Genomic DNA, 11,818 nt, shown 5'->3' with positions numbered 1-11,818 from the left:
ATAGTCGAACACGACCATGATCTGGTACAGGAGCCGTCCACCACTGACTCCACCGGCCCCCCGCTGGCCCTCCGAACGGTGGACTCCTGTTCGAGGCATCCCCGACCCCGCTCGACTCACACTCCGGTCGGAACCCGTCACCTTCGACGGTCGCGGCGACCGGACTACTCCCCGCTATCGCGAGGTTTCGGCGACCGTGACGCTCCCGGAGCGACGCTTCAGGCCCGCCTGCGAGCGTCCGATATCGGCCTCGACTGGTCGAGCGTCTCGATCCGTTCGACGAGTTCGCAGTACGCGTCGTTCTCTCTCAGTTCCCCCGCCGATTTCGCCGTCTGCAGCGCCGACTGCTTGGCGCGCAGCGAGTGCAGTTCGGCCGTCACCGGGTCATGGCGCGCGCGGCGCAGGAGTTCGCCGACGACGTCGAGCAGTTCGCACTGCGAGATGGGCTTCGTGAGGTAGTCGTCGACGTCCATCCCGACGATGTCGAAGTCCGGGGAGACGGCGGTCACCATCGCCGTCCGACAGGTGAGTCCCCGCTCCGCGAGCCGCTGCACCAGGTCGTCGCCCGAGAGAGGAGGCATGTGCCGGTCGGTCACGACGACGTCGACGGTTTCGTCGACGCGTTCGAGTGCCTCTTCGCCGCCGTAGGCCGTCCGGACCGTGTACTCCGTTTCCGTCTTCAGCCAGACGGTGTAGAGGTCGGCGAGTCCGGGCTCGTCGTCCACGACGAGGACGACGGAGTCGCGGTCCCGTTCGGTCATACTCGCCGTCCTCCTCGTCTCGGGTCGACCACTTCGAGCCGGTGGCTCCGGTCGGGCCGAACGTGCCGGACGTCACAGGGACGAGCGCCAGTCCGTCGGATCGATGTCGGAGTCTTCGGCTTCATCGGTCTCTCGGACGGTCACCGGAGGCATATCGGTACGCCACACTCACGACGTACCGGGGTGTCGGGGCACTCTAGCCGGCTAGAGGGTCGGGTAATTCACTGGATTCCAACACCGAGCGCACGACGGTCTGTTCCGCCGCCCGGAGGTGGTACTGGTACGTCGACGAGGCGACGCCCATCATCTCCGCGAGCGCGGCGCTGTTCGTCTCGCGGGGCCACTCGTAGAACCCGCTGTAGAACGCGGTCCGAAGCGCCTCCTGCTGCCGCTCGGTGAGGTCGTCGAGTATCCGGTCCCGGAACGTCTCGCGCGTCTCGATCGGGTCGGTGTTCCGGCGGCGAGCGAGCAGTTCCGTCTCCGAATACGCGCTCTGTATCTCGTCGACGACCGACCGGACGCTTCCGCTCCCCCGGAGGACGCCCACGAGCGTCGTCGTCCCGCCGCCGGCCGCGAGGCTCCGGATCCGGACGCCGTTTCGCTGCAGGATACGGACCAGGGGGGGCGTCGAAACGGTGAGCTGGTAGAGCCCCTGTTCGCCCTCGACCGACAGGGGCTGTACCGCGGTCACCTGCTCCAGTGGCTCCAACAGGCGCTCCACCTCGGTCTCGGTCACGCCGTCGAATCTGAGGAACAGCCGCAGGCTGTCGGTCTCGGTCGTGACCGCTCCGACGAACTCGACGTGGGCGTCCGACTCGGCCGTGATCCGGTTGGTCAACAGCCGTCTGTCGTGGACCGCGAGTTCGATCTCCATGCGCTCGTCCGACTGGATGGCCTCGGCCCGGTCGACGTTGCGGAGCGCGTAGCCCATCGTCTCTCCCAGTTCCGCCAGAACGGTCTGCTCCCGCTCGTCGAAGATGTCGGCGTCTTCGGCGTAGATCACGAGCACGTCGTCGACGGAGTCACCTCTCACGATGGGGACGACGGCGACCGAGCGGTAGCCGTAGTTCAGTATCTCGCTCCGGTGATCGTCCCAGTCAGGGTCGTCGAGGACGTTCGGGGCCACCTGGACCGCGCCGTCGCGGAGCGCAGCGGCGATCAGGCGGGACAGCGGCGTCTGCGCGTCCGTGGCCCTGATGTGGTCGACGTACTCGGGGTCCGTCCCGCTCCAGTATTCGGGCTCGACGCAGTCGTCGACCGGAGTTCGTGCCCCGGTCCAGGCGAACGAGTACTGGTCGCCGGCCGATATCCGTTCGCAGACGCTCTCCATGATCTCCGACCGCGTCGCGGACCGGACGAGGGTCTGGTTGATATCCCTGATGACGGCGTTCAATCGGTTCAGTTGTTCGAGGGCCTGGTTCTGCCGTTCGAGTCGGCGGTCCCGTTCGCGGAGACTGCGTTCCCGCTCGGCGCGGTCGAACGCGGCGTTCATGTTCTCCCTGACGAGGTGAAGCACCTCGCGCCGGGTGGTGGTGAACGAGGCCGCCCCTTCGGCGACGATCACGAGGAGACCGTGATTACTCAGCGGGAGAACCATCGCCGACGTCGGGGAATCCGCTCCCGGTCCCGGCCGCAGTCCGGTCTCCTCCAGGTCGACGATCCGCTCCTCGCCGTCGACGAACGCCTCCCACAGCGGCCCGTCGCCCCGCGTCACCGCCCGAATCCCCTCCCCGTCGAAGTCGTCGGACCACCCGAGCGGGACGAGTCGGTCGCTGTCGTCGAACGCGTAGACGACGCTGTCGGTGTCGAGGAGTTCGTCCGTGGTGTCGATACCGATTTCGGCGATCCGTTCGCCGTCCGTGGCGTGGATCATCTCGCGGGTCCGCTCGTGTAACCCGGTCAGCATCTCCTCGTACCGACGCTGGTGGGTGACGTCGTTGACGACGGTCAGGACCGCCGGTTCGTCCTCGTAGGCGATCGGTCGAGCGGTGACCTCGACGTGCCGCTCCCGCCCGTCGAGAGTGACGACCCGGTGGCGTCGGTCGGTCGGCAACCGCTCTCCGCGCTGGGTCAGGACCGCGGTCTGGCCGACGTCCTCGCGGTCGGCCGGATGGAAGAACTCGGCGAGGGACGTCCCGGTGAGTTCTTCCTTCGTGTCCCCGTCGACGAGGTCGACGAACGCGTCGTTCGCGTAGACGACCCGTCCGTCGCTGTGGACGAGTATCGAGTACGGCGACATCTCGACGAGCGTCCGGTATCGCTGTTCGTTCTCGCGGAGTTCCCGTTCCATCTGCGTTCGGTCGGTGATGTCCCTCCCGATTCCGACGACCTGCTCGGCCCCGTCGTCGTCCGTCAGTCGTGACCCCTTGAACTCGTAGTGGCGCCGCTTCCCATCCCTCGTCGCCAGGTCGGCTTCGACGAACCCCTCTCCGCGTTCGAGGGCGGCCACCACCGATCCGTCGCCGGGTGGGTCCTCCCGCGGCACGAAGAGCGTCGCCGCGTCCATCCTCGTGAGCTCCTCGTCGGTGTACCCCGTCACCTCGGTCAGCCGCGCGTTCCAGCGCCTCAGCTTACCCGCGTGGTCGAAGACGTAGAAGACGTCACTGAGTTCGTCGAGCGCGTTCCGAATGAAGTCCCGTTCCGATCGGAGCGTCTCCTCCACGTTCCGGAGTTCGGTGACGTCGACGACGACGGCCTGACCGACCCACTCGCCCTGAAACCACCCGGGAGCCGCCGAGACTCGGGTGTGCCGCGTTTCCCGACCTTCGCCTCGAAGCCGTATCTGCACCGGGCCGACGGCCTCGCTCCGCTCGGTCACGCGGAACCGGACGCGCTCGCACAGGTCGTGGTCGTCCGGATGGACGAACGCCGAGAGCGGCCGTCCGACCAGCGTCTCGGTCTCTTCGGCTCCGAGCAGTTCGCGGGCCGCGTCGTTCCCCCACACCATCTCACCCTTTCCGTCGAACAGGATGATCGGCGCCGGCGAACTGGTGGTGAGGTTGTGATAGCGCCGCTCGGACTGCTGGTACTGCCGTTGCATCCTCGCACTGAGGACGTAGATGATCCCGCCTGTGAGAAGCACCTCGACGGCGCCCTTGACGCCCTGGACGCGCGCCAACACGGCGGAGTCGGCGATCAGGATCACGAACAGGACGTCCGAGACGAACAGCAACAGCCCCCCGAACGCCACGTAGATCACCGTCACTCGGAACGGCGTCAATCGGCTGAACCCCAAATACTCGCCGGGACGGGTGGAAACGTAGGATGACATTCGGTAGCTCACTCCGCCGTCGGAGGGCGTACGGACGCTACCGACATAACGACAATGATAGATAATTATGTTCGGTGTGACGGGCGCCGAGTGCCATCGGCGAGTTCAGAGAGTTACCTTCGGGTAGCGTCTCCCTTCGTCCTGTGACCCTCACCACGGAGTTCGTTATCCGGTCGCCCTCTCTTCCGTTCGTTCGTCTCGCGGAGTCGCTCCCGTCGAACCGTGTCGAGTGCGTGCACGGGTTCTGTCACGAGGAGAACGCTCGGGTGTTCGTCGTCTCCCTCGAACCCAGCGACGACGTCTCCGGGGATGACCTTTCGGCTCTCGACGAGGTCGGAGAGACCGGCCCGCTCGGACGCGCGAGCGGGAAGGACGTTAGAATCGCATGACGACGAGGGGCCGCGAGTTGCGACGACGTTGTACTGTTTGAGAGGAGATTCCGAAGAACGTCGAAAACTCCGAAAACGGCCGAGTAAGACGCTCTACTCGCTAATAGAGATTGTAACCGAACTGCGTTGTAAGTAGATGGGCGCTGCAGGATTGTGAACGACGCCGTCGGCTCGCGTTCGCTCGCCGCCGTCTAGTTCAAATCCCTTGCGGTACACTCGTCACTGCTCACTAGCGTTCGCAGGACGAGTGGGCGCTGCAGGATTTGAACCCGCGACAACTTGGTCCGAAGCCAAGCACTCTGTCCAAACTGAGCTAAGCGCCCGTACTCGAACGTACCGAGACACGCCGTGTTAAACCTCGTGGTTTCGCACGTCCTCACGAGGTGTGGCCGACCGTCGTCGACGCCGGGGAGACGGTCGCTCGGTTCCATCGCTCGGAGCGCAGAATCACCGGATAGCGACGCCTCAGCCGACCGGTCAGTATCGAGAGAAACCCCGGCACGACGTGTCCATGACTGGTAATGGAATCAAAAAGAATATTACCGGCACACTGTATCTTGCTATCACCTAATGACTCCCGGAGAGTCGGCCCGTCGCACAAGCGTCTCTCTACCTACGGGACTGACTACCCGGGAGCTCTCTCATGTATGACCTCTCGCCTGCACTCGACGCCACAGTGCAACCGGGGACGAACATCCTGTTGGCGGGACCGCCACTGACCGGCAAGCGAGCGCTCGGGTTCGACGTCATCGCCGGTGGAATCGACGCGGGCGAGGGGGCCGTCGTCGTCAGCACCAAGGACAGCGCCCAGCGCGTGCTGAACGAGTTCGAGTCCCGGTTCGATATCGACGACGAGCCCCTCACCGTCATCGACTGTGTCACCCGCCAGCAGGGTATCAGCGACGTCACCGAGAGCGACCACGTCAAGTACGCCTCCTCGCCCGTCGACATGACCGGTATCGGGATCAAGTTCTCCGAGGTGCTGGAGGAGTACTACCAGGTCCGAGGGCTCGAACGGAACCGCGTCATGCTCCACTCGCTGTCGACGCTGTTGATGTACTCGGACCTCCAGACAGTCTTCCGGTTCCTCCACGTCTTCACGGGGAGGGTCCAGAGCATCGACGGTCTCGGGCTGTTCTCCATCGACTCGACGGCCCACGACGACCAGACGATGAACACGCTCAAACAGCTGTTCGACGGCATCATCACGACCCACGAGGACGGCGAACCGACGGTTCGCCTGCCGTAGCCCGGGACGCTCGGACCCGCCCGGCACCGGACGGCCGTTCGTTTTTATCCTCGGCTCCTCTCTATCCCCCTATGCCTGTCACCAGCGACGATGGCCTGCGCCGACTCCTCGACCTGACGCCGGTCGCCGTCATCGGCTGTTCGAGCACGCCCGGGAAGGCCGCACACGAGATTCCGAAGTACCTCCAGCGACACGGCTACCGCGTCGTCCCGGTGAACCCGACGACCGACGAGATTCTCGGCGAACCGGCCTACGACAGCCTCGCGGAGGTCCCCGACGACGTCGAACTCGTCGACGTGTTCCGCCCGAGTGCGGAGGTGAGCGGCATCGTCGACCAGGTCATCGAACGCCACGACGAACGCGGCGACGTCGAGGCCATCTGGCTCCAACTCGGCATCCGCGACGACGACGCGGCCGCGCGCGCCGAAGAGGCGGGGCTCGACGTCGTCCAGGACAAGTGCATGAAGGTCGAACACGGCCGCCTCCTCGGCTGAGTCGGCCTCCACCCGTTACCGCTACTTCGAGTCGCGCGTCGACTCCGCGTCGGCGGTCGACTCCGAGTCCGACTCCGAGGGCTCGTCCGTCGCGACGTCGGCGTCCGTCGCTCCGACACTCGCGTCGTCCGCGGCCTGTGTTTCCGTGTCGGCGTCGACATCGGGGGCGGCCTCGCCGCCGGCGTCTGCCGTCACTCCGCTCTCGGCCTCCGAGATGTGCGCCTCGGCGATCAGCGCGTCGACGTCGATGCCCTCGCGTTCGGCGAGCGCCTGGAGGATGGCGCGCTGCTCGGCCGCTTCCTTTTCGAGCCGGTCGACCCGATTGTGCGTCGCGGTGACGGTCTCGCGCATCTCCGCGACCTGCGCCCGGAGGTCGTTGATCCGTTTGTACAGCTCTTCGCCCATCTCCGCGACTTTCTGGAGCTTCTTCGCGGTTCCGCCGATTCCCATACCAGAGCGTGTGACCCCCGCCCTTGTGTGCGTTCCGCTTACTCCCGGGCTCACGAGAGGGTCGCGGGGTCGACCCGTCGCGTCAGCCACCGGAGTCCGAGGTACGCCCCGGCGCCGACGACGGCGACCGTCCCGACGGCGGCAGCGCTCGTCGGGTCGGCGCTGTCGATGGCGAGTCGCGCGGCGACGTTCGCGGGGTTCACCGGGAGGACCGTGCTCCGCCGAACACGAGGAGGACGGCGACGGAGTACAGCAGTTGCGCGGTTCGCCGGTCGGAGGCGACGATGGCGAGCGCGAGCGCGAGAGACACCACGAGGACGGCGAGCGAGGCGACGAACGCGACCAGGAGCAACGGGTGCGAGACGCTCGTGCCGTTCAGTCGAAGGAGGGCGATCCAGAGCGCGGCCTGCGTCGGTGCCAGTCCCGCCGCGGCCAGCAGTTTCCCGTCGACGATGTCGCCGAAGGAGACGGGAGCCACTCTGAGCAGTTCGAGCGTCCCCCGGTCGCGTTCCTCGGTGAGCGAGTCGACGGCGAGCGACCCGCTGATGAACACCGGGAGGAACAACAACAGGGGAACGAGGACCGTGTAGGTGAAGCCGAAGTATGGACTCGACGTCCCCTCCGGCGGGAGGTCGAGCGGGACCCGCCGGAGCGAACTCGCCCGCTCGGATCGCTCGGCACGCTCGAACGAGCGGAGCACCTCCCGCACCTGGACCACCGTCACGGTCGTCTCGATGTTCGAGTCGGGGACCGTCGCGCGGACGAACGTCCGACCGTCGCGTCGCTGTGCCACGAGGACGGCTTCGACGTCGCCCTCTTCGAACGCGGCGAGGGCGGCCTCCTCGGTGGCGTACGGAATCGGTCGCACGCCGGGCTGGCTGTTCGCGACGGCGAGCAGTTCGCTCGCCTCCGCCTCGGGGCCGCTGAGCGCGACGTCGACCTGGTAGCCCTGGACGCTCCCGGGGTCGTACAGCGAGACGAGGCCGACGACGAGAAACGACGAGAAGGCGGCGATGAACACCTGGATGAGCAGCGCGAGGACGATGGTCTTCTCGGCCTTCAGCACCTGCAACTCCCGGCGGGCGACGGTGAGCGAGCCGTCAGCCAAGGAGCGTCACCACCGTGAGGTTGTACACCGTGTGGACGCAGACGGCCGTCCCGAGGCCCAGGAGATACCACTGGAACCCCCGTCGCGCGCCGAGCGCCGACAGCGACGCCGTCACGACGTGGAGCACGAGCGGGGCCGCCAGGAGGGCGAGCGCGAGCGGGAGCGCCTCCACGCCGACGGTCCCGGCCGGCGCGAACGCCGCCCGGCCGACCGCGAGTTCGGGCAGGCCGACCAGTTGGACGACGGCCGTCACCTTCTCGCCGGCGAAGAAGCCCACGCCGGAGGCCGCGCCGACGGTGAGTGCGCTCCGGAGAGAGGGGGAAAACCGGCCCTTCTCGAAGCCGGCCAGTACGTGGAGGCTCTTCGCGATTTCCTCGACGAGCGCGACGACGACGAGGATGACCGGAATCGAGACCGAGACGGGCAGCGCGAAGAGGACGGCGACGCCGAGCAGTTCGGCGACGAAGACGAACGGGATGGAGAGCGCGGAGACGAGCGCGACGGACCCCGTTCCCGACAGCCGTGCGTCGAGCGCGTCGAGGAACTTGAGGGGAACCGGTCGCTGGGTGAACATGTCCTCCTCGCGGTAGACGCCGATGCCGAGGAGGAACAGGACCATCGAGGAGAGGTAGATGGGACCCGTCGAGAACAGGTACGAGGCCAGGTCGACGCCCGTTCCCTGGAGGTCCCTGACGACGAGCGAGAGCGGCGAGATGAGCGCGATGGGCGTCACGTTCGTGAAGATGGCCGGGACGAACGCGTAGGAGGTGAGAAAGACGCTCACCGTCACGGTGACGAACGTGAGTTCCTTGAACGACCGCGCGAACATCGCGCCGACGAACGTCGCCGCCAGGAAGAGGAGGGCGAGCGGGACGACGGCGGCGACGGAGACGACGCCACCGCCGACCAGGAGTGCGATGAGCGTCGTCACCGCGACCATCGCGGTCAGGTACGGCAGCGTCTTCCCGGCGACGATGTCTCCGGGAGTGACGGGCGCGACGAGGAGGAGTTCGCCCCGTCGGTTGACCCGCTCGTTGAGCACGGTCGAACCGTACGCCTGAATAACGAAGTTCATCGGCACGAGGAAGGCGAACGCGAGGACGAGCGACCCGAACGGGAACGGCGGGTCGATGTCCGCGGGCGACCCGGTCGAGTCCTGTGCGAAGACGCTGGTGCCGATACCCGGAATCGCCAGCGGTCCGTCCCGATTCGCCGTCCGCACGTCGGCGTCGCCCGTGCCGCCGGAACCGGCCACGCTCTGCCCGCCCGCAGCGTCGGCCTCGTCGCCGCCGCGTTCCGTCCCGTCGCCACCGCCCGTCGTCTCCGCGACCACGACATCCTCGCGCGTCGCGTAGGTGAGCGAGACCACGACGGGGAACGCCGCCGACTGGTTCGGTTCGGCGCGCATCAGCCCGGCGTTGTGTCGCTCGACGCTCGCGCGGAACGCCGCGAGCGCGGCCTCCCCTTGGGCGTCTCGGGGGCGACGACGCCCCGATTCGTGACGAGCAGGTCGAGGTCGCCCGCGACGAACGCGGATTCGCTGGGCGGACGCGCCACGAGCGACGTGCTCGATGCGACAGGGTCGTAGTAGGGACTCGATTCGGCGACGCCGACGCGGTAGAGGTCGCGGTCGAGGGCGACCCCGTTGGTGAGGACGCCGGCCCCGAGAACGCTCCCGACGACGACCAGCGCGACGAGGCCCATGAGGACGGTCCGTCGGTCGACGACGGCGGCCGACCGGCTCACCTCCCAGCGCGCGATTCGCGCGACGGCACGCGGTTTCAGCCGCGGCGTCACTGAGTCGCCTCCGCCCGCGGGTCCGACTCCAGTTCGCGGCCCGCGATGTCGAGGAAGAGGTCCTCCAGACTGGGCTCTTCGGTCCGGATGTCGACCACGCGCCCGCCCGCGTCTCCGGTCGCCTCGCGGACCGCCTCGACCGCGTCCATGTCGTCGACGACGGTCACGTACTCCTCGCCGGCAGGGTCGCTGTCGGGGAGAGAGACGGTCGTGAACACGCGGTACGTCGTCGACCCGTGTTCGTCTCTGATCTCGGGGACGGTGCCGCGGGCGACGATCTGTCCGCGGTTCATGATGACGACGCGGTCGCAGACGCTCTCGACGTGGTAGAGGTTGTGCGCCGAGAAGACCACCGTCTTCCCCCGCTCGGCGAGTTCGCGCGTGAACTCCAGGACGTAGTTGGTCGTGAGCGGGTCGAGTCCGGACGCGGGTTCGTCGTAGATGAGCAGGTCCGGGTCGTTCACGAGCGAGCGCGCGATGGCGACCTTCCGCTTCATCCCCTTCGACATGTCTCCCAGCCGTCGCTCGCGGTGTTCGAGTTCGAGGCGGTCGAGCGTCTCCTCGGTGCGCTCGCGAGCGACGTCACGGGGCACGTCGTAGAGGTCGGCGAAGAACCGCAGATACGACCGCGGCGTCATGTCCTCGTACAGCGGTGATTCCTCGGGGAGGAACCCCAGGGAGCGGCGCATCTCGGGGTCGCCGGCGTCGTACGTCCCGACCGTCGCCGTCCCGGCCGACGGTTCGACGAGTCCGGCGAGCATCTTCAACGTCGTCGTCTTCCCCGCGCCGTTGGGACCGACGATGCCGAAAATCTCCCCCCGGTCGACCGCGAAGTCGCTGCCGACCACCGCGGGAAACTCGCCGTAGGTCTTGCGGAGGCCGTTGACGCGTATCATACGCGTGGCACCGCCTCCTCACTGTTTAAGCTCACCCGCCGACTCTCAGTCGTGAGAACGTCCGAGGGCGTGACTGGTCTTCACCCCTCACACCGGTGGTACACACGAGACGGCGGTACACACAAGACGATAGCCAGTGTACTGACACGTATGAGCGAGATCACGCTCATCCGCGCCGACGACACCTGGCACCGCACGGATATCCTCGGTTGCTCGTACGCCGACGTCGCCGTTGTCGACGAGGAGCGGACCGTCGACCGCGACGCGCTGTCGGGGTTCGACCGCTGTGGGACGTGTACGTGGTGAGGAGGGGACGGAAAACGACCGGCGTCGTCGGGGACGCCACCGGAGACGCCGACGTCGATACTGAGCGACCGACGGCTTACGCGTACTTGCTCTTCCCGGCGCTGCCCGCGATTTCGGCGAGGTCCTGGTGGACCTCGGCGATGCGCTCGCGGACGTCGCGGCCGCCGACGCGCGGGTCGAACACGTCCTTGTTCGGCGACCAGTCGACCGCGTTGTAGAAGCCGTCGCGGTCGTCTTCGATGCCCTCGGGTGGCACGAGTTCGTCGGTGTGTGCGCGGTAGAGGTCGAACAGCGTCCGGGTGTACTCGTACTGGTAGCGGGTGTCCTTGTTCACCTTGCAGATGCCGTACTCGAGCATCTGCTGGAGCTGTTCGGGGAGAATACCCGACGAGCCGTGCAGGACCAGCGGCGTGTCGAGGCCGTGGTCGCGGAGTTCCTGGCGGATGTCCTGGGCGATGTCGGGTCGCAGTTCGAGGTTCTTCCCCTTCGCGACGCCGTGTTGGGTCCCCACGGAGATGGCGAGCAGGTCACAGCCCGTCCGGTCGACGAACTCCACTGCCTCCTCGGGGTCGGTGTAGAACGCCTCGTCGGAGACGATTTCGTCCTCGACGCCCTTGATCCGTCCCAGTTCGGCTTCGACGAGGATGTCACGGCCGGCGTCCTCGATCATCTCGACGACCTGTCTGGACTCCTCGATGTTCCCCTCGAACGGCTCGTGGGAGGCGTCGATCATGATCGAGGAGGGGATGTCGAGTTCGATCTGTTTCTCGATGAACTCCATGTCCGTCTGGTGGTCCATGTTGAGGAAGACGCCGATGTCGTACCGCTCGGCGATGACCTCGATGTAGTTCCCCATCGCCTTCAGCCCCGCGACGGGGTCGCCGTCGCCGGCGAACTTGCAGGCACCCCCGCTCAACTGGAGGAGCAGGTCGGAGTTCGCCTGTGAGGCCCCCTCCATGAGCCCCATCATCACGTTCGGTTCGGCGATGTTGCTCGCGACGAGCCCGAATCCCTCGTCGAGCGCGTCGTCGTACACTGCGTCGAGTTCGGCCCCACTGTAGAATGGCATGTGTAGTCCTCGCTTCCCCCATGAGATG

The 11,818-nt window shown here is 66.9% G+C and carries 8 protein-coding genes, 1 tRNA gene and 3 pseudogenes; 4 read left to right on the top strand and 8 right to left on the bottom strand.

The window, feature by feature from the left end:
* Nucleotides 1-218: 218 nt before the first annotated feature.
* Both C2R22_RS08490 and C2R22_RS08485 read right to left on the bottom strand, forming a co-directional pair.
* Nucleotides 219-761: a response regulator gene (locus tag C2R22_RS08490; protein WP_103425374.1), complete on the bottom strand. Its 543-nt coding sequence runs from the start codon at nucleotides 759-761 to the stop codon at nucleotides 219-221.
* Between the two features lie 196 nt (nucleotides 762-957).
* Nucleotides 958-4,032 (bottom strand): PAS domain S-box protein, encoded by a 3,075-nt coding sequence (locus C2R22_RS08485; protein ID WP_162562426.1) that lies wholly within the window; start codon nucleotides 4,030-4,032, stop codon nucleotides 958-960.
* A 143-nt stretch (nucleotides 4,033-4,175) separates the two neighbouring features.
* Between C2R22_RS08485 and C2R22_RS08480 the strand changes: the two genes are divergently transcribed.
* On the top strand, nucleotides 4,176-4,421 hold the full coding sequence (locus C2R22_RS08480; protein WP_216824813.1) for a hypothetical protein: 246 nt from the start codon (nucleotides 4,176-4,178) through the stop codon (nucleotides 4,419-4,421).
* Nucleotides 4,422-4,669: 248 nt separating this feature from the next.
* On the opposite strand, the gene C2R22_RS08475 is transcribed toward C2R22_RS08480, so the two are convergent.
* Nucleotides 4,670-4,744, bottom strand: a tRNA-Arg gene (locus C2R22_RS08475).
* Nucleotides 4,745-5,064: 320 nt separating this feature from the next.
* On the opposite strand from C2R22_RS08475, the gene C2R22_RS08470 reads away from it, so the two are divergent.
* Together C2R22_RS08470 and C2R22_RS08465 are read left to right on the top strand one after the other, a co-directional pair.
* Entirely contained in the window at nucleotides 5,065-5,670 is a 606-nt protein-coding gene (locus tag C2R22_RS08470; protein WP_103425372.1) for an RAD55 family ATPase, read from the top strand.
* 71 nt (nucleotides 5,671-5,741) lie between these two features.
* Nucleotides 5,742-6,164 (top strand): CoA-binding protein, encoded by a 423-nt coding sequence (locus C2R22_RS08465; RefSeq protein WP_103425371.1) that lies wholly within the window; start codon nucleotides 5,742-5,744, stop codon nucleotides 6,162-6,164.
* A gap of 129 nt (nucleotides 6,165-6,293) precedes the next feature.
* Here C2R22_RS08465 and C2R22_RS27155 read toward each other — a convergent pair.
* From C2R22_RS27155 to C2R22_RS08445, 4 genes and pseudogenes are all read right to left on the bottom strand, one after another.
* Nucleotides 6,294-6,614, bottom strand: a pseudogene (locus tag C2R22_RS27155) (DUF5798 family protein); the annotation flags it as partial.
* Nucleotides 6,615-6,664: 50 nt separating this feature from the next.
* Nucleotides 6,665-7,722: pseudogene (locus tag C2R22_RS08455) on the bottom strand (ABC transporter permease).
* A pseudogene (locus C2R22_RS08450) lies at nucleotides 7,715-9,519 on the bottom strand (PrsW family intramembrane metalloprotease). Before C2R22_RS08450 ends, C2R22_RS08455 begins: the two co-directional pseudogenes overlap by 8 nt.
* Nucleotides 9,516-10,415, bottom strand: a complete 900-nt coding sequence (locus C2R22_RS08445; RefSeq protein ID WP_103425369.1) for an ABC transporter ATP-binding protein — start codon at nucleotides 10,413-10,415, stop codon at nucleotides 9,516-9,518. The pseudogene C2R22_RS08450 and the gene C2R22_RS08445 overlap by 4 nt, the downstream one beginning before the upstream one ends.
* A 150-nt stretch (nucleotides 10,416-10,565) precedes the next feature.
* On the opposite strand from C2R22_RS08445, the gene C2R22_RS24970 reads away from it, so the two are divergent.
* Entirely contained in the window at nucleotides 10,566-10,721 is a 156-nt protein-coding gene (locus tag C2R22_RS24970) for a hypothetical protein (protein ID WP_162562425.1), read from the top strand.
* Between the two features lie 76 nt (nucleotides 10,722-10,797).
* On the opposite strand, the gene fba is transcribed toward C2R22_RS24970, so the two are convergent.
* Nucleotides 10,798-11,790 (bottom strand): class II fructose-bisphosphate aldolase, encoded by a 993-nt coding sequence (gene fba, locus C2R22_RS08440; RefSeq protein WP_103425368.1) that lies wholly within the window; start codon nucleotides 11,788-11,790, stop codon nucleotides 10,798-10,800.
* Between the last annotated feature and the right edge of the window lie 28 nt (nucleotides 11,791-11,818).

The sequence above is a fragment of the Salinigranum rubrum genome (assembly GCF_002906575.1).
Classification (GTDB): Archaea; Halobacteriota; Halobacteria; order Halobacteriales; family Haloferacaceae; genus Salinigranum; species Salinigranum rubrum.
This window is presented reverse-complemented; position numbering and strand designations above follow the sequence as displayed.

What these genes read in the sequence shown, in the direction of transcription:
- C2R22_RS08490 (WP_103425374.1), bottom strand. Translation starts at nt 761, where the DNA reads ATGACCGAACGGGACCGCGACTCCGTCGTCCTCGTCGTGGACGACGAG.
- C2R22_RS08485 (WP_162562426.1), bottom strand. Translation starts at nt 4,032, where the DNA reads ATGTCATCCTACGTTTCCACCCGTCCCGGCGAGTATTTGGGGTTCAGC.
- C2R22_RS08470 (WP_103425372.1), top strand. Translation starts at nt 5,065, where the DNA reads ATGTATGACCTCTCGCCTGCACTCGACGCCACAGTGCAACCGGGGACG.
- C2R22_RS08465 (WP_103425371.1), top strand. Translation starts at nt 5,742, where the DNA reads ATGCCTGTCACCAGCGACGATGGCCTGCGCCGACTCCTCGACCTGACG.
- C2R22_RS08445 (WP_103425369.1), bottom strand. Translation starts at nt 10,415, where the DNA reads ATGATACGCGTCAACGGCCTCCGCAAGACCTACGGCGAGTTTCCCGCG.
- C2R22_RS24970 (WP_162562425.1), top strand. Translation starts at nt 10,566, where the DNA reads ATGAGCGAGATCACGCTCATCCGCGCCGACGACACCTGGCACCGCACG.
- fba (WP_103425368.1), bottom strand. Translation starts at nt 11,790, where the DNA reads ATGCCATTCTACAGTGGGGCCGAACTCGACGCAGTGTACGACGACGCG.